20 protein-coding genes are annotated in these 23,463 nt (G+C 65.5%); 11 read left to right on the top strand and 9 right to left on the bottom strand.

Annotated features, from left to right (window positions below):
- Window positions 1–105: 105 nt before the first annotated feature.
- Window positions 106–399, top strand: coding sequence for a 4a-hydroxytetrahydrobiopterin dehydratase (locus AC1RQP_RS14635; protein WP_492937861.1), 294 nt, complete (start codon window positions 106–108; stop codon window positions 397–399).
- A gap of 111 nt (window positions 400–510) precedes the next feature.
- Window positions 511–900, top strand: coding sequence for a YkvA family protein (locus tag AC1RQP_RS14640; RefSeq protein ID WP_492937484.1), 390 nt, complete (start codon window positions 511–513; stop codon window positions 898–900).
- Between the two features lie 169 nt (window positions 901–1,069).
- On the opposite strand, the gene AC1RQP_RS14645 is transcribed toward AC1RQP_RS14640, so the two are convergent.
- On the bottom strand, window positions 1,070–2,044 hold the full coding sequence (locus AC1RQP_RS14645) for an NADPH:quinone oxidoreductase family protein (protein ID WP_061880125.1): 975 nt from the start codon (window positions 2,042–2,044) through the stop codon (window positions 1,070–1,072).
- A 221-nt stretch (window positions 2,045–2,265) separates the two neighbouring features.
- On the opposite strand from AC1RQP_RS14645, the gene AC1RQP_RS14650 reads away from it, so the two are divergent.
- From AC1RQP_RS14650 to AC1RQP_RS14680, 7 genes are all read left to right on the top strand, one after another.
- Window positions 2,266–3,105 carry an SDR family oxidoreductase gene (locus AC1RQP_RS14650; protein ID WP_492937485.1) on the top strand — a complete coding sequence of 280 codons (840 nt, stop codon included), beginning with the start codon at window positions 2,266–2,268 and terminating at the stop codon, window positions 3,103–3,105.
- Between the two features lie 117 nt (window positions 3,106–3,222).
- Complete coding sequence (locus AC1RQP_RS14655; RefSeq protein WP_492937486.1) at window positions 3,223–3,900, top strand: invasion associated locus B family protein; 678 nt, start codon at window positions 3,223–3,225, stop codon at window positions 3,898–3,900.
- A gap of 200 nt (window positions 3,901–4,100) precedes the next feature.
- Entirely contained in the window at window positions 4,101–5,303 is a 1,203-nt protein-coding gene (gene rlmN, locus AC1RQP_RS14660) for a dual-specificity RNA methyltransferase RlmN (RefSeq protein ID WP_492937487.1), read from the top strand.
- A 126-nt stretch (window positions 5,304–5,429) separates the two neighbouring features.
- Window positions 5,430–5,924 carry a hypothetical protein gene (locus tag AC1RQP_RS14665; protein WP_239628807.1) on the top strand — a complete coding sequence of 165 codons (495 nt, stop codon included), beginning with the start codon at window positions 5,430–5,432 and terminating at the stop codon, window positions 5,922–5,924.
- Window positions 5,925–6,020: 96 nt separating this feature from the next.
- Window positions 6,021–6,797 (top strand): phosphatase PAP2 family protein, encoded by a 777-nt coding sequence (locus AC1RQP_RS14670; RefSeq protein ID WP_194390753.1) that lies wholly within the window; start codon window positions 6,021–6,023, stop codon window positions 6,795–6,797.
- A 93-nt stretch (window positions 6,798–6,890) separates the two neighbouring features.
- Window positions 6,891–8,228: an argininosuccinate synthase gene (gene argG / locus AC1RQP_RS14675; RefSeq protein WP_492937488.1), complete on the top strand. Its 1,338-nt coding sequence runs from the start codon at window positions 6,891–6,893 to the stop codon at window positions 8,226–8,228.
- 117 nt (window positions 8,229–8,345) lie between these two features.
- Window positions 8,346–10,103: an alkaline phosphatase gene (locus tag AC1RQP_RS14680; protein ID WP_492937489.1), complete on the top strand. Its 1,758-nt coding sequence runs from the start codon at window positions 8,346–8,348 to the stop codon at window positions 10,101–10,103.
- 95 nt (window positions 10,104–10,198) lie between these two features.
- On the opposite strand, the gene AC1RQP_RS14685 is transcribed toward AC1RQP_RS14680, so the two are convergent.
- On the bottom strand, window positions 10,199–10,819 hold the full coding sequence (locus tag AC1RQP_RS14685) for a TetR/AcrR family transcriptional regulator (protein ID WP_492937490.1): 621 nt from the start codon (window positions 10,817–10,819) through the stop codon (window positions 10,199–10,201).
- Between the two features lie 230 nt (window positions 10,820–11,049).
- On the opposite strand from AC1RQP_RS14685, the gene AC1RQP_RS14690 reads away from it, so the two are divergent.
- Complete coding sequence (locus AC1RQP_RS14690; protein ID WP_492937491.1) at window positions 11,050–12,006, top strand: homocysteine S-methyltransferase family protein; 957 nt, start codon at window positions 11,050–11,052, stop codon at window positions 12,004–12,006.
- A 59-nt stretch (window positions 12,007–12,065) separates the two neighbouring features.
- On the opposite strand, the gene AC1RQP_RS14695 is transcribed toward AC1RQP_RS14690, so the two are convergent.
- From AC1RQP_RS14695 to AC1RQP_RS14725, 7 genes are all read right to left on the bottom strand, one after another.
- On the bottom strand, window positions 12,066–14,252 hold the full coding sequence (locus AC1RQP_RS14695) for an OmpA family protein (RefSeq protein ID WP_492937492.1): 2,187 nt from the start codon (window positions 14,250–14,252) through the stop codon (window positions 12,066–12,068).
- Between the two features lie 188 nt (window positions 14,253–14,440).
- Window positions 14,441–14,683 carry a hypothetical protein gene (locus tag AC1RQP_RS14700; protein WP_239628822.1) on the bottom strand — a complete coding sequence of 81 codons (243 nt, stop codon included), beginning with the start codon at window positions 14,681–14,683 and terminating at the stop codon, window positions 14,441–14,443.
- Window positions 14,683–15,168, bottom strand: a complete 486-nt coding sequence (locus AC1RQP_RS14705; protein WP_492937493.1) for a pyridoxamine 5'-phosphate oxidase family protein — start codon at window positions 15,166–15,168, stop codon at window positions 14,683–14,685. The genes AC1RQP_RS14700 and AC1RQP_RS14705 overlap by 1 nt, the downstream gene beginning before the upstream one ends.
- A gap of 65 nt (window positions 15,169–15,233) precedes the next feature.
- On the bottom strand, window positions 15,234–15,620 hold the full coding sequence (locus tag AC1RQP_RS14710) for a VOC family protein (RefSeq protein ID WP_492937494.1): 387 nt from the start codon (window positions 15,618–15,620) through the stop codon (window positions 15,234–15,236).
- 178 nt (window positions 15,621–15,798) lie between these two features.
- Entirely contained in the window at window positions 15,799–17,742 is a 1,944-nt protein-coding gene (locus AC1RQP_RS14715) for an ABC transporter ATP-binding protein/permease (RefSeq protein WP_492937495.1), read from the bottom strand.
- A gap of 54 nt (window positions 17,743–17,796) precedes the next feature.
- Window positions 17,797–19,950, bottom strand: coding sequence for a hybrid sensor histidine kinase/response regulator (locus tag AC1RQP_RS14720; protein WP_239628829.1), 2,154 nt, complete (start codon window positions 19,948–19,950; stop codon window positions 17,797–17,799).
- Window positions 19,951–20,201: 251 nt separating this feature from the next.
- Window positions 20,202–21,815 (bottom strand): GMC family oxidoreductase, encoded by a 1,614-nt coding sequence (locus AC1RQP_RS14725; protein WP_492937496.1) that lies wholly within the window; start codon window positions 21,813–21,815, stop codon window positions 20,202–20,204.
- 424 nt (window positions 21,816–22,239) lie between these two features.
- Between AC1RQP_RS14725 and AC1RQP_RS14730 the strand changes: the two genes are divergently transcribed.
- Window positions 22,240–23,403, top strand: a complete 1,164-nt coding sequence (locus tag AC1RQP_RS14730) for a helix-turn-helix domain-containing protein (RefSeq protein ID WP_492937498.1) — start codon at window positions 22,240–22,242, stop codon at window positions 23,401–23,403.
- The last annotated feature ends 60 nt before the right edge of the window (window positions 23,404–23,463 follow it).

Consider the following 23,463-nt stretch of genomic DNA (forward strand, 5'->3'; position numbering starts at 1 on the left):
GCGGGGTTACATCTCCGTCATGGTTAGCGGACGCAGGAAATCCCGTATGAACCCGGGCAGCGGCGCGGTGTTAGAGTAAAGTTCCCCCCAAAAGGCAAGGAGACGATCATGGCAGAACGGCTCTCGGCGGAGGAGCGCAGGCAGGCGCTGGGCGGACTATCGGGCTGGAGTGAGGTCCAAGGCCGCGACGCCATCGGGAAAATCTTTGTCTTCAGGGATTTCAACGAGGCGTTCGGCTTCATGACCCGCGCCGCGCTGGTGGCCGAGAAGATGGATCACCACCCCGAATGGCGCAACGTCTACAAGACGGTGGAGGTGGTGCTGTCGACCCATGACGCCGGCGGCGTCACCACGCGCGACATCGCGCTGGCCAAGGCGATGAACGCGATCGCAGGCTGACACTTGACGGATACTTGGCTGACGTCTTGCAGGGATCGGCCGCATCCCCATCTTGTGATCAGCCGGGACGGGACGACCCGCCGCCTCCGGCAGAACGGGGAGTTTTTGAGCATGGCTGCCGAGCACAGCGTCGGCTTCGAGCCGGCCGATCGGCTCGCGGAAGATCGCGAGAGCGTGCGCCGCCGCTTCTGGCGCAAGCTGAAGCGTGTCGCCGCGCACCTGCCGTTCGCGGAAGACCTGCTTGCCGCCTATTACTGCGCGTTCGACCGGCAGACGCCGCGCCACGTCCAGGCCTCGCTGCTCGGGGCGATCGCCTACTTCATCCTGCCGTTCGACTTCGTCACGGACGTGATGCCGATCCTCGGCTTCGCCGATGACGCCGCCGTGCTCGCCACTGCCATCCGCATGGTCGCCAGCCACATCACGAACGAGCATCGTGAGGCCGCCCGCGCCGCGCTGCGGCGTGGGGTGGATGAGGCGGAAGAATCAGCGGAAGCTTAGGAGCGCTCACCACGAGCGCGCTGTCATTCCCTGCGAAAGCGGGGAATCCAGTACGCTGCGGCCTCTCGGTTCATCGCTACCGTCTCGGAATACTGGATCGCCCGCCTGCGCGGGTGACGACAGTTGGGTATGTGGCGATGGCGTCGCGACACCATTCGCCACGACATCCTCACGGATGCAGGATCACCTTGCCCATGGCCTGGCGTCCCGCGAGCACCTTCAGCGCGTCCGCAGTCTGGGCCAGCGGGAAGGTGCGGTCGACATGCGATGAGATCTTTCCCTCCGCCGTCCACTTCACGAGCTTCTCCAGATTGGCGCGGTTCTTGGCCGGGTTGAGTCTCGTCCAGGCGCCCCAGAACACGCCGCGGATGTCGCAGCCCTTCAGCAGCGCGAGGTTCAGCGGCATCTTGGGGATGTCGCCGGCGGCAAAGCCGATGACGAGGAAGCGACCCTCCCAGGCGATCGAGCGCAGCGCCTGCTCGGCGTAAGCGCCACCAACCGGATCGAAGATGATGTCGACGCCCTTGCCGCCGGTGAGCTTGCGCAGGCCTTCCTTCAGATCTTCCTTGCCGTAGTTCAGCGTCAGCTCGGCGCCATGCGCTTTCGCGAATTCGAGCTTCTCGTCCGACGAGGCGCAGGCGATCACCTTCAGGCCCATCAGCTTGCCGAGCTCGCAGGCTGCGAGGCCGGTGCCGCCGGCCGCGCCGAGCACTGCGAGCGTTTCGCCGGGCTTCGGGCTCGCGCGGTCCTCCAGCGCATGCAGCGCGGTGCCGTAGATGATGATGATGCCGGCCGCGCGGTCGTAGTCGAGATTGTCGGGGATCTTCACGATCGATGCCGCCGGCAGCGCGATCTTCTCGCGCGCGCCGTTGTGGCCGCAGGATGCGACGACGCGGTCGCCGACTTTCAGATCGGTCACGCCGGGGCCGATGCTCTCGATCACGCCGGCGACTTCCGCAGCCGGAGAGAACGGGAACGGCGGCTTGATCTGGTACTTGCCCTGAATCATCAGGATGTCGAAGAAGTTCAGCGCCGCCGCCTTGATCGCGATCACGGCTTCGCCGGGACCGGCCACCGGATCCGGCACCTCGGCCAGAACGAGATCGTCGGGCTGGCAATATTGCGAGCAGAGGATGGCTTTCATGGCGGCACCTGAAGCGTTTCGAGTGGAATTATAGTTGACCTGTTTCTGCCGGATTTAGGCACGGGCGACAATCCGGTTTCTTTGCCCAAAGCGATGCACAGCCCTATCCTCGCGCCATTGCGAGCGCAGCGATGCAATCCAGACTATTTCCGCGGGACGGATTCTGGATTTGCTTCGCTGCGCTCGCAACGACGAAATCCACGGAGATGGGGATTCAAACGATGTTTGAAACAAACCTGCTCAAGAACAAGCGCATCCTCGTCACCGGCGGCGGCTCGGGCCTTGGCGCGGCGATGGGCCGTCGCTTCCTCGCGCTCGGCGCAGAGATCGTGATTTGCGGCCGCAAGCTCGACCGGCTGGAAGCAACCGCGCGCGAGATGCGCGAGCAGACGGATGGCAAGGTCACGACGATCAGCTGCGATATTCGCGATGGCGCAGCCGTCGACGGCATGATGGATCAGATCTGGCGCGAGGCGCCGCTCGACATCCTCGTCAACAATGCTGCCGCGACCTTCATCGCACAGAGCGAGCATCTCTCCTTCCGCGCCGCGGATGCGATCCTGGCGCCGACGCTGCATGGCGCGATGTATTGCACGCTCGCCGCCGGCAGGCGCTGGATCGACGGCACGCATGGCGGCGTCGTGCTGTCGATCCTCTCGACCTCCACCATCACCGGTCGCGCCTTCACGGTTCCGTCGGCGATGGCGAAGTCCGCCCTGCTGGCGATGACCAAGAGCCTTGCGGTGGAGTGGGGCCCGAAGGGCATCCGCACCGTCGCGATCGCGCCCGGTCCGTTTCCGACCGCCGGGGCGTCCGGGCAGCTCCGCCCCGAGGGCCGCGACGAAAGCTGGACCGCGCGCAACCCGCTGGGACGGACCGGCGGGCATAGCGAGCTTGCCGATCTCGCCAGCTTCCTGGTCTCCGACCGCGCCGGCTACATCAATGGCGAAATGGTGGTGATCGACGGTGGCGCGCATTTGCGCAGTTCCGGCGCCGAGGATTTGCTCGGCTGGACTGAGGCGCAATGGGCCACCCAACGCGCCGCGCGATCCAGGGCCTAGCCGCAGCCGATACCGCTAACTGCCTTCCCAAATTGGACTTTCCCGGCTATGCGTGCCCGGGGACAAAGCGCGATCGGGCCATCTTCCAGTCACAATATTGAGGGAACCACTCCGAGCATGTGGCGGGTGCTGATTTTAGCTTTGATGACTGGCGTCATGGCCGGGGGAATCGCCGATTCCGCGCGGGCGCAGACGGCGCAACCGGCGCCCAAGGCCGGACCAAAAGAGTCTGCTCCAAAAGAGGCGACACCGAAGCCGGCTGCGTCGCCGGCCCATACGACGGCAAAGGGGGCTTCGAAGCCCGAGAGCAAACCGGCGGCCTCGCCCGCCGCGGTTGCGGGTGGCGCCGAGCCGAGCTTGATCGGGCAGTTCGGCACTTGGGGGGCCTATGCGGCCACGCCCAATGGCAAGAAGGTCTGCTTCGCGCTGGCCAAGCCTTCGTCGTCGAAGACCAATCCGCCGAACCGGCCGCGTGATCCCGCCTATGCGTTCGTCTCGACCCGGCCGGCGGAAAAGGTCAACAACGAAGTCTCGGTCATGATCGGCTACGCGCTGAAGCCGGGCTCGGAATCGACCGTCGAGGTCGGCGGCGCCTCCTTCGCGATGTACACGCAGGGCGACGGCCTCTGGATCAAGAACGCGGCCGAAGAGGAGCGGATGGTCGAAGCCATGCGCAAATCCGCCGACCTCGTGGTCAAGGGGGTCTCGGCCAAGGGCACGGAGACGACCGACACCTTCTCGCTGAAGGGCCTCGCCCAGGCGCTCGACAAGATCGCGCAGGATTGCAAGCGGTAAGGGCGCAAGCGTTAAGGCTGCCGGCGATGAGGTCGCAATCGGCCGGTCCGATTGCTATATAGGGGCGGTTCCAGATTTTCGGTCGTCATGGCCGGGCTTGACCCGGCCATCCACGCGCAACCGCGATTGACGAAAGACGTGGTTGCCCGGGTCAAGCCCGGGCATGACGAACTCAAACAGCAGTAGTCCAGGTCCCATCAATGCAACCGACGACCGAGCCGCACAACGCAACCCTGGTGGAGAAGACTCCGCTCGAAACCTATGTGCCGCCGGCCAAGCCGTCGCTGATCGGTCTGTCGCGCACCGAGCTTGCCGACCGCCTCGGCGAGATCGGCGTCGCTCCGGCCCAGCGCAAGATGCGCGTGCAGCAGCTGTGGCACTGGATCTATTTCCGGGGCGCCCAGAACTTCGACGAGATGACCTCGATCTCGAAGGGCATCCGCGCCGATCTCGCCCGGCATTTCACGGTCGACCGGCCTGAGGTCGTGGCCGAGCAGATCTCCAACGACGGCACCCGCAAATGGCTGCTGCGGCTGCCGAGCGGCGATTCCGTTCAGAAGGCGCATGAGGTCGAATGCGTCTACATCCCCGAAACCGACCGCGGCACGCTGTGCGTATCCTCGCAGGTCGGCTGCACCTTGAATTGCTCGTTCTGCCACACCGGCACGCAGCGCCTGGTGCGCAATCTCACCGCCGGCGAGATCGTCGGACAGGTGATGGTCGCACGCGATCGTCTCAACGACTGGGCCGATCGCGAGGACGGCACGCGCCGCGTCACCAACATCGTGATGATGGGCATGGGCGAGCCGCTCTACAATTTCGACGCGGTGCGCGATGCGCTTCTCATCGTCGGCGACAACGAAGGCATCGGCATCTCCCGCCGCCGCATCACGCTGTCCACCTCCGGCGTGGTGCCGAACATCGTGCGTGCGGGCGAGGAGATCGGCGTCATGCTCGCCATCTCGCTGCATGCGGTGCGCGACGAGCTGCGCAACGAGCTGGTGCCGCTCAACCGCAAATATCCGATCAAGGAGCTGCTGCAGGCCTGCCGCGACTATCCCGGCGCCTCGAACGCGCGCCGCATCACCTTCGAATATGTGATGCTCAAGGGCGTCAACGATTCGCTCGACGATGCGAAGCTGCTGGTGAAGATGCTCAAGGGCATTCCGGCCAAGATCAACCTGATCCCGTTCAATCCCTGGCCCGGCACCGCCTATGAATGCTCGGACTGGGACCAGATCGAGAAGTTCTCCGAATACATCTTCAACGCCGGCTATTCCTCTCCGGTACGCACCCCGCGCGGCCGCGACATCCTCGCCGCCTGCGGCCAGCTCAAGTCGGAGACCGAGAAGCTCAGCGCACGCGAACGTCAGGCGCTCCGCGCCATGGCGATGACGGATTGAGGATGCGTGCCCGCGCTCTCGCATCCCCGTCATTGCGAGCGAAGCGAAGCAATCCAGAGCCTTTCCGCGGCGGCAGTCTGGATTGCTTCGTCGCTACGCTCCTCGCAATGACGTGAGGGTGGCGCAATGTCCCTGATTGGCCGCCTCATCGTCATCTTCATCGGTTTCCTTGCCGCCTGCTTTGTCGGCGGCATGATCGTCGTCGTCGCGCTATTGTTCCCGGAATTCGCCGATCTCGGCGCCGGTCCCGTCGATCAGGGCACGATCGACATCCTGCTCGGCTTCGGCTTCATCTTCGTCTCCGGCTTTGCGCTGGTGCCGGCAGCGGTGATCGTCGCGATCACCGAAGCGCTCTACATCCGCAGCGCGCTCGCCTACGCCGTCGGCGGCGGCGTCGTGGGGCTCGTCTGCTATCTCGGCCTCGTTCCCTTTCATCCCGACACGTTCCAGTTCGAGGGCATCGTGCGCCGTCACCTGGAGATCATGACCGGCGCGGGCATCGTCGCCGGCGTGGTCTACTGGCTGATCGCCGGCCGCAATGCCGGCGCCTGGCGCGATCCGCCGCCCGCGCGCCGTCCGCCTCCGCCACTGCCTTCACAGTCGCGGCCGGATGCGCGCTAGTTTTGCGCCTGTCATTCCGGGATGGTCCCGTGGCACCGCCCCGGAATGACGGGCGCGGGGTTTTCATCTCCTTCCCTCTCCGCTAAACCGCGCGCCATGAACCGGACTGGACTCTTCATCGCTCTGGCGCTGTGGCTCGTGATCGGCGTCGTCTTCGGCCTCTATCCCGAGCTCGACCTCAAGCTCGCCGCGCTGTTCTTCGATCCCGAGACCAGGACGTTTCCGCTCAAGCTGAACGGCTGGGCCAGTTTCGCGCGTGACGCTGCGATGTGGGTCGCCTGGGCATTCGTGCTGCCATCGCTGGTCGCACTCGTGGTCAAGATGATCCGGCCGGACCGGCCGCTGATGGTGTCGGGCCGCGCGATGGTGTTCCTGCTGGTCACGATCATCCTGTCGGCCGGCATCCTCACCAATCTCACCTTCAAGACCTATTGGGGCCGGCCACGCCCGGTGGTGGTGACCGAGTTTGCCGGCGACCAGCAATTCGTGCCGTGGTGGGATCCGCGCGGCGGCTGCGCGCGCAACTGCTCGTTCTTCTCCGGCGAAGGGGCGACCGCGTTCTGGACGCTCGCGCCGGCTGCGCTGGCGCCCCCGCCGTGGCGCCCGCTCGCCTATGCCGCCGCCGTGGTGTTCGGCGCCTTGACCAGCGGGCTGCGCATGGCCTTCGGGGGCCACTTCTTCACCGACGTTTCCATCGCCGGCCTCGTCACCTTCGTCGTGATCTGGTTCGCCTACGCCCTGATTTACCGTTGGCCGCGGACGCGGTTTTCGGACGAGGCGGTCGATGCCGCCCTGACCCGGCTGAGCATGCCCGGCTACCGGCTCCGCCAGCGCCTGTTCGGCCGCAAGACCGGTCCCGAGCCGTCGGTTTGAGCCATTAAAGGGGTGCCGAGCCCTGCGAAATTTGATATTCGCGCGGTCAAGTTCGAAACCTTCATCAGCCCTTGAGACCCGATTGGAAGCCCCATGACCACGATCCTGAAAAGCCTGCCCAAGGGCGAGAAAGTCGGCATCGCGTTTTCGGGCGGCCTCGACACCAGCGCGGCGCTGCTCTGGATGAAGCAGAAGGGCGCGCGCTGCTACGCCTACACCGCCAATCTCGGCCAGCCTGACGAGGCCGACTACAACGAGATCCCGCGCAAGGCGATGGAGTTCGGCGCCGAGAAGGCGCGCCTGGTCGATTGCCGCACGCAGCTGGTGCACGAAGGCATCGCCGCGATCCAGTCCGGCGCCTTCCACATCTCCACCGGCGGCATCACCTATTTCAACACCACCCCTCTGGGGCGCGCGGTGACCGGCACCATGCTGGTCGCGGCGATGAAGGAAGACGGCGTCAACATCTGGGGCGACGGCTCGACCTTCAAGGGCAACGACATCGAGCGCTTCTACCGCTACGGCCTGCTCACCAATCCAGGCCTGAAGATCTACAAGCCCTGGCTCGACCAGCAGTTCATCGACGAGCTCGGCGGCCGTGCCGAGATGTCGGCGTTCATGACCGCCCAGGGCTTTGCCTACAAGATGAGCGCCGAGAAGGCGTATTCGACCGACAGCAACCTGCTCGGCGCCACGCACGAGGCCAAGGATCTCGAGAGCCTCGACAGCGGCATCAAGATCGTCAACCCGATCATGGGCGTTCCGTTCTGGCGCGACGACTGCGTCGTCAAGGCCGAGAAGGTCGTGGTGCGTTTCGAGGAAGGCCAGCCCACGGCGCTGAACGGCCAGACCTTCTCCGATCCCGTCGCGTTGTTCCTCGAAGCCAACGCCATCGGCGGCCGCCACGGCCTCGGCATGAGCGACCAGATCGAGAACCGCATCATCGAGGCGAAGAGCCGCGGCATCTACGAAGCGCCGGGCATGGCGCTCCTCCACATCGCCTATGAGCGCCTCGTCACCGGCATCCACAACGAGGACACCATCGAGCAGTACCGCATCAGCGGCATGCGCCTGGGACGCCTGCTCTATCAGGGGCGCTGGTTCGACTCGCAGGCCCTGATGCTGCGCGAGACCGCGCAGCGCTGGGTCGCGCGCGCCGTCACCGGCGAAGTCACGCTCGAGCTGCGCCGCGGCAACGACTATTCGATCCTCAACACCGAGAGCCCCAACCTCACCTATGCGCCTGAAAGACTCAGCATGGAGAAGGTGGAGGACGCCGCCTTCACGCCGGCCGACCGCATCGGGCAGCTCACCATGCGCAACCTCGACATCGCCGACACCCGCACCAAGCTCAAGCTCTACAGCGACACCGGCCTGCTCTCGGGCAGCGAAGGCTCGCAGATCTTCCGCCTGGAGAGCGACAAGGGCTGACGTCTTCGTAGCTCGGATTTATCGCCGTGAATCCGGGGCTACGAATTTAATGACGGTGTCATTCTCGATCGCTACGCTTGCCGTTCCTGTCGGAAACCGGATTGCGGAGCATCGAGCATGGTCAGGGGATCGGCACTCGCCTCTCTCATCGTCCTCTGTTGGGCATCGTCATTGTCGGCGCAGACGATCTATCCGATCGATCGTGCCGAGATCCTGGCCGGAGCCAAATTCGACTTCAAGGTCGAGCTCCCTGGGCTGGTCGATCCCGCCAAGTTGAAGGTGACGGTGAACGGCGTGGACTACGCGACCGCGTTCGGCCGTGCCGGAACCTTCATCGAGCGCGAGGATGGCAAGGATCAGTCGGCCCTGATCCTGCGCGACGTCACGCTGACCAGGCCGGGCAACGTGGTCGTGGACGTGAGCGACGGCATGGGCCAGCACAGCGTCACATGGACGGTCTACGATACGGGGCCGCGCAAGGCGAAGAACGTCATCCTGTTCATCGGCGACGGCATGTCGCCGGCGCACCGGGTCGCAGCCCGAATCCTGTCCAAGGGGATTTCGGAGGGCAAAAGTCGCGGCAAGCTCGCCATCGACGACATGCCTCACATGGCGCTGGTGGCAACCGCAGGCTCGGATTCGATCATCACCGATTCCGCGAACGCGGCCAGCGCTTACGCGACCGGGCACAAGAGCGCCGTCAACGCGCTCGGCGTTTATGCGGACCGCACCGCAAGTCCGTTCGACGATCCCCGGGTCGAAACCATCACCAGCCTTGCCAGGAGGCAGCACGGCATGGCGATCGGCGTCGTCACCAACACCGAGATCGAAGACGCGACGCCGGCGGCGATGGTTGCGCACACGCGCCGCCGTGCCGCCTACGACGAGATCGTCGAGCAGTTCTTTGCGGCGAAGCCGGACGTCCTGATGGGCGGCGGCAGCGCGAATTTTCTGCCGAAGTCGGCCGCCGGCTCGAAACGCAAGGACGAGACCGACTACATCGCCAAGTTCCGCGATGCAGGCTATCAGGTGGCGACCACCGCGAGCGAACTCGGCGCTGTCTCGGCAAAGCCCGAGACGGCCAGGCTGCTCGGCCTGTTCGCCACGGGCAACATGGACGGTGTGCTCGACCGCAAATTCCTCAAGGGTGGCGGCGTCAAGAAGTTTCCTGAGCAGCCCGACCTGACCGAGCAGGTGCAGGCAGCGCTGCAACTGCTGTCGCGGAATGAGGCCGGCTTCTTCCTGATGGTCGAATCCGGAATGATCGACAAATATGCGCATCTGCTCGACATGGAGCGGGCCGTCTACGACACGATCATGCTCGACAATGCGGTGCGCCAGACGCGTGAATGGGCGCGGGCGCGCGGCGACGACACTCTCATCCTGGTGCTGGCGGACCACAATCATCCCAACAGCCTCGTCGGCACGGTGAATGACGACATGGCCACCACGCCCAACGTTCCCTTGCGCGAGCGCGTCGGAGTCTACGATCGGGCTGGATTTCCCAACTATCCGGCTCCCGACGCGGAAGGTTATCCGGCACGCATCGACGTCAGCCGGCGGCTCGCCATCTTCTCCGCCAGTCTGCCCGATCACTACGAGACGTTCCGTCCGAAGCTGGACAATCCCAACGAGCCGACCGTCAAGGCCGGCGCCGACGGGACCTTCAAGGCCAACGACAAATACAAGGACGTCCCGGGCGCGGTGCTGCGCCCCGGCAATCTCTCGGCGATGATCGGCGCCAGCGTGCATTCGGGCGAGGACGTCATCCTGACCGCGACCGGACCGGGCAGCGAGCGCGTGCATGGCTCGATGGACAATACCGACGTGTTCCGCGTCATGGCCGATGCGTTGGGATTGGCTGCGGGGCAATGATGCACAGGTTCCATTGCGAACCACCCGGTTGCACTCCTCCCGCAAACGGGCGCGGCAAGGCGATCCGCACCTGGCTCGCTCACGTCACATGCATTTCACGATGAGGGAGGCGGCGCGAAGACGAGCTTCACACAGCTGCGGAAGAGCAGAATCTGCCGCTCCAGCCGCTTCGGATCGTTGAGTGTCTTCGACATGATGATCGCGCCGTCGACCACGCACGAGATCATCTCTGCGAGATCGTCGAGGTTGATCGATTCGCGCGGCGGATGGACCGCTGCGATGCCGTCGAGGATCGCGCGGAAATGCGCATTCCAGGCCCGGACCGATTGCGCCGTCAGGTCGCGAACCTCGCGGTCGAACAGGCGCTCCTGATAGCAGATGCTGGCGATCAGGCACCCGGGATGGCCGTTGGGCAGATCGGCCATGACCTCGGCCAGCAGCTTCAGCGAGATCAGGAACGATTGCAGCGGATCGTCCGAGAGCTCACGCCCTCGCTGGAAGATCTCCTCGAACAGGCGATCGTTCGTCTCCACATAGCGGCGCAGCATCTCCCGCGCGAGCGCGTTCTTGTCCCTGAAGTGATAGAAGAATCCGCTCTTGGTCAGTCCGGCCTCGGCGATGACCTCATCGATCGAGGTTGCGCCGAAGCCCTTCGCGAGCACCGCCGCTTCGGCGATCTCGAGAATGCGTTCGCGCGTCGCTTCGCCCTTTCCCATCGATGCCTCCAAAACCGTACCAACGGTGTGGAATCCGCCGCGTGCGAAATCCGCGCCGCTCCCGGCGCTTCGCGTAAGCCTCTGATTTTGTATCCGTTTGCAGGTGGAGGTTCAGCCGCACCATCAGACTTCTAGAGCGGCGCGACATTATGCGGCACCACTCGCGCGAGACCGAAGGCGCCGCGACGCGACCGAAGTGGAGCGGCTGGCGCCAAGCGAAGGAGCGATCAATGGCCAAGTACAGACACGATCTGCCGCAGCACCGCGGCGGCATCTTCTTGACCGATGGCGGCATGGAAACCACCCTGATCTTCCACCAAGGGCTGGAGCTGCCGCACTTCGCGGCATTCGTGCTGCTGGACAGCGCGGATGGTTGCGCGCATCTGAAGCGCTACTACGAAGCCTATCTCCGCATCGCGCGGCAGCATGGACTCGGCTTCGTGCTCGACAGCCCGACCTGGCGCGCCAACCCTGATTGGGGCGCCAAGCTCGGCTACGATGTGGCCGGGCTCAAGGCCGTCAACATGGGCGCCATTCGCTTTCTCGACGAATTGCGCGGCACATGGGAATCGCCTCGCACGCCATGCGTGATCAACGGCGCGATCGGTCCGCGCGGCGACGGCTACAAGGCCGGCAACATGGACGCGGCGGAGGCGGAGGTCTACCACTCGGCCCAGATCGCTGCCTTCGCCGAGGCTGGCGCCGACATGGTGACGGCGTTCACGCTGAACAGCATCAACGAAGCCGTCGGCGTGGTGCGTGCAGCCAGGACGCAGGAAATTCCGGTCGCGATCTCCTTCACGGTCGAGACCGATGGCCGCCTCGTCAGGGGGGAATCGTTGCGCGAGGCGATCGAAGCGGTCGACGACGCAACGGAGCGCGCATGCGAATATTTCCTGATCAACTGCGCGCATCCGACCCATTTTGACGGCGCACTCGCGGCCGGCGAATCGTGGGTCCAGCGCATCCACGGCATCAGGGCCAACGCGTCGATCAAGAGCCATGCCGAGCTCGACGAGTCGGAGACGCTCGACAGCGGCGATCCCGTCGATCTCGGCCGCCGTTACCTTTCGCTCAGGCGCGCGTTTCCGCAGATGCGGATTCTCGGCGGCTGTTGCGGTACCGATCACCGACACGTTGCGGCCGTTTGCGAGGCCTGCCTGCCGCCAGAAGCGATGAGTGCGTAATACATGCAAAATGAAATGGCCGGGATCGCTCCCGGCCATTTGCGTTTGTGGCTTGTGCCTCAGCGCGGCGGCGCGGTGCCGGGCGGGGGCGGCGGCAGCGAGGCCTGGCCGCCGTTGAGCAGCGGCGTGATGCGGCGGACCGTGACGCGCCGGTTGATCACGCTCGGTCCTTGCGTCTGTTCCTTCAAGTACTGCTCGCCGTAGCCTTGCGACGTCAGGTTCTCTGCCGGCACACCGAACTGCTGCGTCAGCAGTTCGGCCGCGGACTGCGCGCGACGGTCCGACAATGACAGATTGTCGACCTCGTTGCCGACCGCGTCGGTGTGCCCCTCGATCAGGAACACCTCGCGCGGGTTGCGCTGGATCGCACGGTTGAGGCCGTCGGCGATCGCTTGCAACCGGGCCGCCTGGTCCGGTGGGATGGTCCACGATCCCGTCTCGAAGTTGATCGTGTTGACGTCGATGCTCGGCATCTGCATGCGAACATTGGGGCTGTAGCGGATCTCGTCGAGCGAGTAACGCCGATCGATCCGTTGCACCGGCGGCGCCTCCATGGTCTCGTAGATCAAGTCTGGCGACGCTTCCTCGGCATCGACGATGTAGCGATCATAGGGCATGTTCACGACCGGCGGCGGTACGTCGACATAGAAGCCGCCGACCGATCGCGGATCGCGGTAGGTGTTGTCGATGATGATGACCTCGCGCCCGGCGGGGTCTCTGCGGATGCGCCGCATCAGCCGGCCGTCGGTGCCGACCACGGTGATGATCTCGCTGCCGTCGGGACGGATCACGACGGTGCGGGTTTCGCCGCCGACGGTGTCGGTGCGGATGTCGCGGGCCCCATAGCGGAAGCGATAGAGATCGTTGCCGCGGACATAGGCCTGCCCGCCCGGATCGCGGACGATGATGCGGTCCGGCTCGGTGTAGACGGTGCGGCCGCCTTCGATGGTCTCGCGGCGCTGATTGTGGAGATCGGCGATGGTGGCACCGATCACGGCGCCGGCCACGACGCCCGCACCGATCGCGAGCGGCGTGAGGTCACGCTGCGGCGGACGCGGCGGCGGCGGCAGCGGTGCAGCAACCGTGGGAGCGGCCCGGAACGCGGGCGTCACCGTGGGCGGGGCGTATTGCGCCTTGTTCGGCGGCGGTGCGGCGGCCGGCGTGCCGGGAACCACCGTCGGCGCCGCAGCGCCGGCCGGAGGCGCCGGTGGGCGAGCCGGAGCGCCGGCTTGCGGTGACGCGGGCGGAGTGCCGGCAGCGGGTGCGCCTGCAGGCGGCGTACCACCTTGAGGGCCGGGCGTCGGTGTCACTGTGCCGGGGGTCGGCGTCGCGGCTGGGGCCGGGGTTGCGCCGGGTGCAGGCGTCGGTGCGGTCCCGGGACGTGCGGGCGGTGTCGTCGGAGTGACGCCACCTGGTGCCGGCGTGGCCGCTGGAGCGGGCGTGGCACCCGGAGCAGGTGATCCTGCAGCCGGAGGCGTGCCGGGACGCACGCCGGGCGGCGTCGCGCCGGGGGCCGGGGTCGCAGTCGGTGCGGGAGTCGTTGCCGGTGCGGGTGTGGTCGCCGGGGCAGGTGCGCCCGGGCGAGCCGTGGGCGCCGCTGTCGGAGCAGGGGGTGTTGCCGTGGGCGTCGGCGCGGGCCGTGCCGAAGGAGCCGCTGGAGGAGGCGGTGGCGGCGGAGTCGGGCGAGCCGCAGGCGGCGGCGGTGTGGGCGCGTGTTGCGGAGCCGCGGCGGGAGGCGGCGAAGGCTGCTTCGGCGCGGCAGGCGGCGGTGCTGGCGGCGTGGGAGCCGGGCGCGCGGCAGGCGGTGTCGGAGCATGCTGCTGCGGAGCCGCAGCCGGAGGCGGCGCAGGCTGCTTTGGAGCGGCCGGCGGCGGCGGGGGCGGCGGAGGTGCCGGACGGGCCGCAGGTGGAGGCGGAGGCGGTGGCGCCGGACGGGCCGCAGGTGGAGGAGGTGGCGGTGGCGGCGCAACCGGACGCGGCGGTGCGGCTGCCGGCGGAGGCGCGGCGGGCGGATGGGGCGGTGCAGCCGCGGGCGGTGGTGCCGCCGGGCGTGCGGGTGCTGCAGGCGGAGCCGCTGCTGGCGGTCCCTTCGGCGGCTGCTTCGGTTTTCCGTCAGGGCCCGTCTCTTGAGGCTGGGCCTGCGCGACCACGAGCGGCGAAGCGTCTTGCGCATGCGATGCGGTGTTTGCCAATTGCATCGCGGTCAGAGCCGTCGTCGCAAGCAGCACGAAACGAAGGTTGGTCATGGTGGTGAACTTCCCCGGAAGGTTCTTTGACGAAGTGTCGGGATGAACATCTACGCGTTAGGCCGCATTGTGGCAGGCGATGCAGCCGCAGCCCGATTTATTTCTGCATGCAAATCATTTCACTATGGCGACGTTCATTGCGCATTCAGACGCTGGTTGCAATCGCCTTGCATGTGATGGGTCGCGCCTCATGCGTAGTCCTGCGGCGAACTTAAGTCCGTCGCAGGATTTGGCGTGAGCGGCCCATTCGGACCGCGCGATGGAATCTCTTCGGGCATGCGGCCCGGCAATTCGTCGGGGCGCGGTGATTCGCCTGGCTCGCGAACCGGCGGTGTGATCTCGGGTTGCGGATTGCCAGGGGGAATTCCGGGCGGCGGTTCTGTTGGCGTGCCGGGTGTCGACGGCGGAATCTCGGGCGGTTCGATCGGCATCACATCGAGACCTTGCGGTTCTCGCCGATGTCCGGACGTGTGTTCGTGACGGCCGCGGCCGCCATCTTCACGTAGGAGATCACCGTCCCCGGCGAGTCCCAGAATTCGGCGTCGTCAGGTGTGACCTCGAGCACGCGGATGTTGGGATCTTCCGCAGAGTCCCACCATGCCTTGGCCGGCGTCGAGAACAGCTCCTTGATCTTGGCACGGTCGTTGGAAACGACGGCAGTGCCGGTCAGCGACACATATTTCTGGCTACCGGCATCCGCGAACGACAGGTTGACGGATGGACTGCGTGCGATTTCCTCATCCTTGTGACGCCGTGCATCGGTCAGGAAAAAAATCGTGTTCGCGTCGCGGTCGAGACGGGCGCTCATCGGCCGCGCGCGGAGCTTGTCGCCGTCGCGCGTGACCAGCATCGCGAATCCGATTTTCTGCATCAGATCCCAGACCCGATCGACGTCGCCGGCATTGTCGTTGGCCATGTCGTGCTCCTTTTTGCAAGGAACGATAACGGCCTGCCTGGAACGATGTTCCTGCCGAATCCTTCCTATTCCGGCGCGTGGCAGACGGCCTCGATATTGTGGCCATCAGGGTCGAGCACGAACGCGCCGTAGTAGTTCGGATGGTAATGCGGGCGGATGCCGGGCGAACCGTTGTCGCGGCCGCCGGCCGCGATTGCGGCCCTGTAGAAGGCGTCGACCGTGGCGTGGTCCTTGGCGCGAATGGCGACATGCACCGGCTTGTTCATGGCGCCTTCGCCGCCGATCCAGAAATCGGGCTTGCCCTCGGCGCCGAAGCCTGCGGCGGAAGCGTGGCCGGTCTGCTCGGCCGTGACCTCCATGACCAGGCCGTAGCCCAGCGGCGCCAGCGCCGTCGTGTAGAACGCCTTCGCGCGTTCATAGTCGGAGACCGAGATACCCAGATGGTCGATCATGGCAACCTCCCTTGTTTGTCCCTATCAGCATGACAGGAATGTATTGCGTCGGGTCTTGCGCGTCATCGCGCTTGAGCGAATGTGGCGCGAGATGCCCACTCCAAGTCTTCGCCAAATTGCTCCCTGTGGGTATGGGCCCCGGATCGGCGCGCGCTTGTCCGGGACGACGGAGAGAGTACTACGCCGCCCTCTTGCGTTGCCTCAGGAAGCGGCCAAGCAGCTTGCGCTTGCCTTTGCGCGGAATCAGGTCGATGTCGCTGACGAGCTTGGCGCCGCCCTTGCGCCGCTCCAGCACGATCTTGCGGCTGTGGAAGGCCTCCAGCTCGGCGCGATGCGCGACGCTGACGATCGTCGCCTTCGGCAGCGCGTCGGTGATCATCTTCATCATCTTGTCCTGGCTCTTCTCATCGAGCGCCGAGGTCGCCTCATCGAGCACGACGATGTCGGGATTGTGCAGCAGCCGCGCGAAGGCGAGGCGCTGCTTCTCGCCGCCGGACAGCGTCTGGTCCCAGGGTCCTTCCTCTTCGATCTTCTCCTTGAGATGATCGAGCCCGACCTTGTGCAGGGCTTCGCCGATCTCCTCGACGGTCCAGTGGTCGGCCGCGCCTGGATAGGCGACCGCCCGCCGCAAGGAGCCCGAGGGGACATAAGGCCGCTGCGGCAGCATGAACAGCCGGCGATCGACATGGAAATTGACGCTGCCGCCGCCCCATGGCCATAGGCCTGCGATGGCGCGCACCAGAGTACTCTTGCCGGTGCCGGATTCGCCGGCGACCAGCAGTCGTTCGCCGGGCTCGATCACGACCTCGGTCTCGCCGACCACGGCGGTGCCGTCGTCGAGCGTGACGGAGAGGTCCTTCAGCTCCAGCATGGCGTCGTTGCGCGTCTCGCCCCGCTTGATGCGGCCAAGGCCATCGCCCTGCTCGGCGCGTTCGAGGCCGTCGAGCGACATCATCAGCGAGGCGATGCGGCGCGCACAGGCGTTCCAATCTGCCAGCCGGGGATAATTGTCGACCAGCCAGCCGAATGCGCTCTGCACGATGGTGAAGGCGGAGGCCGCCTGCATCACCTGCCCCAGCGTCATGCTGCCGTCGAGGAATTTTGGCGCGCACAGCAGCAGCGGCACCACCGGCGCAACCAGGCTCGATCCCTGCGACACCAGCGTGGTGCGCATGTGCTGGCCGGCGAGTCGCGCCCATTGCCGCAGCACGCGGGTGAAATTGCGATCGATGCCGTCGCGCTCCTCCTCCTCGCCGCCGAGCAGCGCGATGCTCTCGCCGTTCTCGCGCACGCGCGTCAGCGTGTAGCGGAAATCGGCTTCGGCCTGGTTCTTGCCCTCGGAGACCTGGACGAAGCGCCGGCCGATCACCACGATCGAGCTGGATGCGATCGCGGCGTAGAGGATCGCGGCGATCACGAGGAAGCCGGGGATGGTGATGGCCGAGCCGCCGAGCGTGACGGTGAGCGCGCCGCCGATGGTCCAGAGCACGACGATGAAGGTCGCGGCTGACAGCAGTGCGGACGTCACGCCGGCGAGGAAATCGACCGGGGAGTCGGTCGCAATCCGCAGATCCTCGGCGATGCGGTATTCGGGATTCTTGTGGTCGCCGCCGACGAGATTGAGCTGATAGTAGCGCCCGTTCTTGAGCCATCGCGTCAGCACGCTCGCAGTGAGCCAGGCGCGCCAACGTCGCTGGATACCCATCCGCGCGAACACCTGCGCCACTGCGAGCACGATGCTGCCGATAGCGAGCGGGAAGAACACCATCGTGAGATGGAAGACACTCGCCGCATCGCGCTTCTCGATCGCGTCGAAGATCGCGCGATTCCAGACATTGATGCCGTATTGGAAGCCAACCGTCAGCACGATCAGCAGGCCGAGACCGATCGAGAACGGCCAGGCCAGGCGGTCGCCGTTGCGGCCCCAGAAGCCGCGGGCGCTAATCCAGAACCGGGTCAGCAGATAATCCTTGCGGGCCTGCTCGGCTTCCTCGGGTGAGAGCTCGGGGTCGGGTTCGACCAGCTCGGGCGGGGGCGGTGCCACGTCATCGCCGTTCTCGCCTTTGATTTCCACAATGGGCGGCTTCCTGCCCTGTTCGCGCGTTGTGGCCGGCTTGTGCATGGGCGGACAACGCACAGGGAAATCAATCGGTTCCCTTCGGTTCCGGCCGCCGGATCACTCGGCGGCGCCGTCGCGGACGTGCCGCAGCCGCGCGGCCCGGTGCAGAACGCGCGACAATTCCTCGATCGAATAGGGCTTTTGCACGAGATCGCAGCCGGCCGCGCCCTCTTGTGACAGAGCCTGGCTGTAGCCCGTGGTCAGCACGACCGGCACGGCGATGCTGCGCTCGCGGATCGCCTGTACCAAATCGAGCCCGGTCATCCCGGGCATCACCACGTCCGAGAGCACGACGTCGAAACGATCCGCGTCCACGACGAGCTCGGCAAGCGCATCGGCGGCATTGTCGACCAGCGTGATGCTGTAGCCGAGCTCGGTGAGGCCATCCGCGGCGAAATTGGCAAGCTCGATATTGTCCTCGACCACGAGCACCGACATGCCGGTACCGGCCATTGCCGGCGCAGTGTTGGGCGCCTGGCGTTGCGGCAGCAACTCCGGCGACACGCGCGGCAGATAAAGCGAGAAGGTGCTGCCGTGTCCCACCTCGCTCGTGACGGTCACTTCACCGCCGGACTGCCGGGCGAAACCGAACACCTGGGACAGGCCGAGACCGGTGCCGTGGCCGATCTGCTTGGTGGTGAAGAACGGCTCGAAGATGCGTCCGAGCCGTGCGGCGGGAATGCCGACACCGGTGTCGCTGACGTTGACGCGGACGAAGCCATGGTTTGCCAAGGTCTGGTTGGCCGAAAGCTTCGCCAGCGTGTCCGGAACGGTCGTTGCGGCCTCGACGCTGAAAACGATCCTGCCATTGCCCCGCATGGCATCGCGCGCGTTGGTGGCCATGTTGATCAGCGCCGTCTCGAACTGGCTGGCATCGGCATTGACGAGGTACGGCTCCGCCGGCAGCCGCATGACGATCTCGATCGCGGGGCCCAGCAGCGTGGCGAGCATGTCGTGCAGCGACTGCACCCGCGCACCGACGTCGAACACCTCCGGCTTCAGGGTCTGGCGCCGCGCAAAGGCGAGCAGCTGCGAGGTCAGCTTGGCCGCGCGCGCCACCGAATCCGCAATGGCCGTGATGTAGCGCTGTCGGCGCTCCTCCGTCAGTTGCGGCCGGTTCAGGAGGTCGACCGACGCGCGGATCACGGTCAGGAGGTTGTTGAAGTCGTGCGCGACGCCGCCGGTGAGCTGCCCGAGCGCCTCCAGGCGCTGGCTGTGCTTGAGCGCCTCCTCGGCCTCGCGCCGCTTTGCAGCTTCCGCCTGAAGGTGCCGGGTGCGCCGCAACGCGAGCGCCAGCAACAGAAACAGAAGCGCGGTGGCGGGAATGCCGAACACCAGGTGCTGGCCCATGGTGGCGAACCAGCGCGCGCGGATCGCCGAGGTCTCGAGCCCGGCGCTGACATAGATCGGATATTCGGCGACACGCCGGTAGGCGATGCGCCGCTCGATGCCGTCCGAGGGCCAGCCGACGGTGATGAGGCCGTGCTCGGGTTGAGCCGCGATCTTCCGGCCCACCGGCCCGGCCGGATCGAGCCGAAACTCGTGGTCAAGGCGGGGAAAATGCGTAAGCATCGCGCCGTCGGCACGTCCCATCGCGAAGAAGCTGCCGGGATCCGATCCAATTCTGGCGTAAAAGCTCTCGAAATATTCCGGCAGCACCGAGGCCTGGATCACGCCGATGAAGCTGCCGTCGTCGGAGTCGCGGCGGCGGCTGACCCCGAAGAAGCGCGCGCCCTGATAGGGTGGCCGTGGCGTCAGGGTCGTGCCGATGAAAGTGCCGATGCTCTGGTCGATGTGGGCATAGAAGTATTCGCGATCGGCAAAGCTGAGGTCCGCCGGCGGCGAGGCAAGGCTGTTGACCAGCGCTTTTCCGTTCGCATCGAAGATCCAGGCCGATTTGAGCTGCGGCAGCGCATCGGTCAGCCGCTTGAGGCGGCGATGCAGTGCCGGTTCTCGCGCGCGGATGATGTCGTCCGGCAAGCCACGCACGACCTCGTTGAGCTCGGCGAGGCTGCGGTCGATGGTCTCGAACACCTTGAGCGCGTGCTCATGAGCGACGTCGACCGTCCGCTCGATCTCACGGTCGGCGATATCCCTGGTGGAGGTGTAGGAGATCGTGGCGGCAACGGCGAAGAGCGCAATCGGCAGCGCCAGGGATGCCGCCATCATCCACTGCAACAGCCTCAGCGAGTTGCGTTGCGCCCTCTGCACAGTCGCTCCAGTCCCTGATCGTGAGCTTAACTGAATTTCGCGCCGGGAAGGAAGTCGGTTGCGATCGTAACCATTGGTTGCAATTTTATGGGTTCGCCCGCCATGCGGGTCAAGAACGATTCTACTCAAATTGGGGCAGGTCTTGGAATGTCACGCATGATCGGCCAAGGGGCGGCAAGTTCGCGTGGCATGCAGAGCGATGGAGCGGAGGCCGGCGCATCCGCGGTCCATCGCGCTACCGGAGGGGGGCGTCAGATATCGTGCTCGTCGCGCAGCGCGCGGGCCGCCTTCTCCCCGATGATGACGCATGGCGCCATCGTGTTCCCGGTGGTGATCCGCGGCATCACCGAGCCGTCGGCGATGCGAAGGCGGTCGATACCGTAGACCTTGAGCTTGCTGTCGACCACGGACATCGCATCGCGTCCCATCTTGGCCGAACATGTCTGGTGCCAGTAGGTCACCGCGGAGTCGCGCACGAAGCGTTCCATCTCGGCGGCGCCGAGAGGGCCGGGCATCGACTCGCGCGCCACCAGCGGCTCGAAGGCGCGGGTATTGCCGAGCTCACGGCAAACATCGACGCAGGCGATCGCCGTCTTCACATCGTCAGGATGCGACAGCATGTTGGCTTCGATCCGCGGCGTCGCAAGCGGCTCGGCGTTTCGGAGCCTCACCCTGCCTCGGCTCTTCGGCAATGCAAGGCCGGCGAACATCGTCCAGCCATGGGCAGGGGCCCGGCCTGCCGTCTCGGGACTCGGCACGGGAAACTCGACCTGGCAGAACAGCAGGTCGGGAGTCCTGAGTGCAGAGTCGGATTTCCAATAGAGCGTCGCCGCGTTGCCGGTGTTGCGCGGCGCGATCGGCTCGCGATACTCCCAAATGCATCCGAACGATACGTGATCCTGCAGGTTCTGCCCGACACCGGGCAGGTGCTGGACCACGGGAATCCCAAGCCGTCGAAGTTCTGCCTCATCGCCGATGCCGGAACGCATCAGCACGGACGGCGTCTGGATCGCTCCGAGCGCGAGTACGAGTTCCCGGGCCGCATGGATCCGCAACACCTGGCCGTCACGCATGGCCTCGACACCGACAGCTCTCCCGCGTTCGAGCAGGACGCGGGAGACCTGCGTGCCGGTCAGCAGGGTGAGATTGGGCCGATCGAGATAGGGATAGGTATAGGCGCGGAAGATGGAATGGCGTCTGCCGTTCCGGACCAGGATATCTGTAACGGCGCAGCCGCCTTCGCCCTCCATCATTTCACCATTGGGGCTTTCAAAGGTCGGAATGCCGATCTCCTCCGCGGCGCCGAGCATGGCCAATGCGGCTGGGCCGGGATCGGGTGACGGCTGCACGAAAACGGGGCCGCCGGTGCCGCGATGACGCGCATCAGGCGGGCCTTGCCAGTTCTCGATCTCCCGGAAAATCTTCGAGACTGCGTCATAACCCCAGGATTGATCGCCGGTTTCCTCGGCGAAGAAATCCCAATCACTGCGGTGACCCCGCGCCCACAGCATCACATTGATGCTGGAGCCGCCGCCGAGAACCTTGCCCATCGACATCGGAAGTGCGCGCCCGTTCAAGTGCGGGTTGGGCTCTGCGACAAAGCCCCAATCGGTCGCACTGCCGAGGTTTCCCGGCCATGCCGACGGCTCCATGACGGTCGGCACCTCGTCGCTTCCCCCTGCTTCGATCAGCAGAACAGTGACGGAGGGATTTTCGGCGAGGCGGCGCGCGACGACCGACCCGGAACTGCCAGCGCCGCAAACGACGAAGTCGTAACTGCCGCTGGAATTTTCGTGGAGGCGACGCTGATTGGCAGCAACACGGTCAGCAAACTCCGGAAGATCGGAAGGCAGAAAGTCACTCATGAGGATGCTCCAGACAAATCGACGGTGCGGGGGGACGCAACGCGCCAGGGAAGACGGCGGTAAGGGAGATGAAGAGGGGGCGTCGCCGGGACGAAGCTCGGTCGGGAGGCGTCACGGATCGCGACATTCCCGTGGTTGAGAGTGTGTGGAGTGGCCAGCCGCGCGGCGGTTCGGCTTGCGCGAGGACGATTCGCCGGGCGGCTCAGGGCCAGAGCCCGGCTTCTTCCAGAGGAAGACGTGCCCCTCGGCAGCTCGCATCTGCCATGCAGTGCGGAGCCATTCTATCAGATTTATCAAATCTATCGTTATCATCAAATCTATCAAAATAGCAGCCGCCTGCTCTTGTCAACACAAGTGGGAGCACGACATTGTGAGGTCTGGGACGAGGCCGGCCGGCGCGCGGTCGGGGGTAAAGATGGATGGTATGGCCAAGGACATTCTGACGACGGCGGAGGCTGCCAAGATACTGGGCGTCTCCGTGCGCACGGCTCAGCTTCTGATCGAAGGCGGCTCGATCCCGTCCTGGAAAACCCCGGGGGGTCATCGCCGCGTCTACCGCCGCGACGTTCTCGGGCTGATCGCCGGCTCCGGCGAGCCGCCGATGCTTGCTTCCGCCCGGGTGATCCTCATTGCGCGGCAAGAACGCATGGCCGATTACAAGGCGGCCTTGGCGGAGGTCGATTTCTGTGTCGTCGAGAGTTACTCGGACATCTACACCGCGCTGCTTGCGATCGGCACGCGGTTGCCGGCTGCCGTTGTGATCGAAGCCGAAACATCGGACGCCAGCAGACTCGCCATGCTGGAGAGCTTGCGCGCCGATCCATCACTCGGCAGTACCGAGATCCTTGTCGTCGGGCGCTCGGCTGGAACCCGGCGATCAGGCGGGGGCGGGCCCGGCTCCAGAATGACGGTGTTCGTCGACGAATTGCCCGCGTTGCCTGCAGCAATCGAAACCGTTTTCAAAGCCCCCGTCGGACACCCCTTTCCGTTCGAGACGCCGCCTTCCTTTCCCTTCCCGGACAATGAGGGCCAGCGGCTTCTCGCACTCGAACGCTCCGGCCTCGTCGACACGCCGCCTGAAGATTCTTTCGATCGTCTGACCTGGCTGGCGGCGCGCAGCCTTGATGCTCCCGTGGCATTGCTGACGATGCTGACCCCGACCCGACAATGGTTCAAGTCGCGCTATGGGCTCGATATGGTCGATACGCCGCGCGGCTGGGCGTTCTGCAACTACACCATTCTGCAGAAGGGCATCATGGTCGCCGAGAACCTCGCGACCGACCTGCGTTTTGCGGAGAATCCGGCGGTGAAGGGTGAGCTGGCGTTTCGGTTCTACGCTGGCTGCGCAGTGAGTGATCCCGACGGCTTTACCCTGGGGTCGCTCTGCGTGATCGACACTCGGCCACGCGCGCTAGACGAAACGCAGAAGCAGATCCTTGCCAATCTCGCCGCGCTCGCTTCGGACGAGATTAAGTTGCGCGCCACGGACCGCCAACTGCGCTGGGCAATCGAACGCGGGAATTCAAAACCTGGCGCGGCGGCAGCGTCGCCCCTGCCTGGCACCAAGCGTGTAGTGGAGCATCAATAAAGCGCGAGGGGGATCGGGTGATCGACGTCGCGCTTGGATCATCGTTTGAGAATGATCTTA

Source organism: Bradyrhizobium sp. GW821-FHT13H06 (assembly GCF_058803975.1).

Bases quoted from the DNA above. Each gene is read 5' to 3' on its own strand.
- AC1RQP_RS14730 (WP_492937498.1), top strand. From the start codon at position 22,240: ATGGCCAAGGACATTCTGACGACGGCGGAGGCTGCCAAGATACTGGGC.
- AC1RQP_RS14715 (WP_492937495.1), bottom strand. From the start codon at position 17,742: ATGCACAAGCCGGCCACAACGCGCGAACAGGGCAGGAAGCCGCCCATT.
- AC1RQP_RS14680 (WP_492937489.1), top strand. From the start codon at position 8,346: ATGGTCAGGGGATCGGCACTCGCCTCTCTCATCGTCCTCTGTTGGGCA.
- AC1RQP_RS14670 (WP_194390753.1), top strand. From the start codon at position 6,021: ATGAACCGGACTGGACTCTTCATCGCTCTGGCGCTGTGGCTCGTGATC.
- rlmN (WP_492937487.1), top strand. From the start codon at position 4,101: ATGCAACCGACGACCGAGCCGCACAACGCAACCCTGGTGGAGAAGACT.
- AC1RQP_RS14705 (WP_492937493.1), bottom strand. From the start codon at position 15,168: ATGGCCAACGACAATGCCGGCGACGTCGATCGGGTCTGGGATCTGATG.
- AC1RQP_RS14725 (WP_492937496.1), bottom strand. From the start codon at position 21,815: ATGAGTGACTTTCTGCCTTCCGATCTTCCGGAGTTTGCTGACCGTGTT.
- AC1RQP_RS14710 (WP_492937494.1), bottom strand. From the start codon at position 15,620: ATGATCGACCATCTGGGTATCTCGGTCTCCGACTATGAACGCGCGAAG.
- AC1RQP_RS14700 (WP_239628822.1), bottom strand. From the start codon at position 14,683: ATGCCGATCGAACCGCCCGAGATTCCGCCGTCGACACCCGGCACGCCA.
- argG (WP_492937488.1), top strand. From the start codon at position 6,891: ATGACCACGATCCTGAAAAGCCTGCCCAAGGGCGAGAAAGTCGGCATC.
- AC1RQP_RS14655 (WP_492937486.1), top strand. From the start codon at position 3,223: ATGTGGCGGGTGCTGATTTTAGCTTTGATGACTGGCGTCATGGCCGGG.
- AC1RQP_RS14685 (WP_492937490.1), bottom strand. From the start codon at position 10,819: ATGGGAAAGGGCGAAGCGACGCGCGAACGCATTCTCGAGATCGCCGAA.
- AC1RQP_RS14650 (WP_492937485.1), top strand. From the start codon at position 2,266: ATGTTTGAAACAAACCTGCTCAAGAACAAGCGCATCCTCGTCACCGGC.
- AC1RQP_RS14640 (WP_492937484.1), top strand. From the start codon at position 511: ATGGCTGCCGAGCACAGCGTCGGCTTCGAGCCGGCCGATCGGCTCGCG.
- AC1RQP_RS14645 (WP_061880125.1), bottom strand. From the start codon at position 2,044: ATGAAAGCCATCCTCTGCTCGCAATATTGCCAGCCCGACGATCTCGTT.
- AC1RQP_RS14665 (WP_239628807.1), top strand. From the start codon at position 5,430: ATGTCCCTGATTGGCCGCCTCATCGTCATCTTCATCGGTTTCCTTGCC.
- AC1RQP_RS14695 (WP_492937492.1), bottom strand. From the start codon at position 14,252: ATGACCAACCTTCGTTTCGTGCTGCTTGCGACGACGGCTCTGACCGCG.
- AC1RQP_RS14690 (WP_492937491.1), top strand. From the start codon at position 11,050: ATGGCCAAGTACAGACACGATCTGCCGCAGCACCGCGGCGGCATCTTC.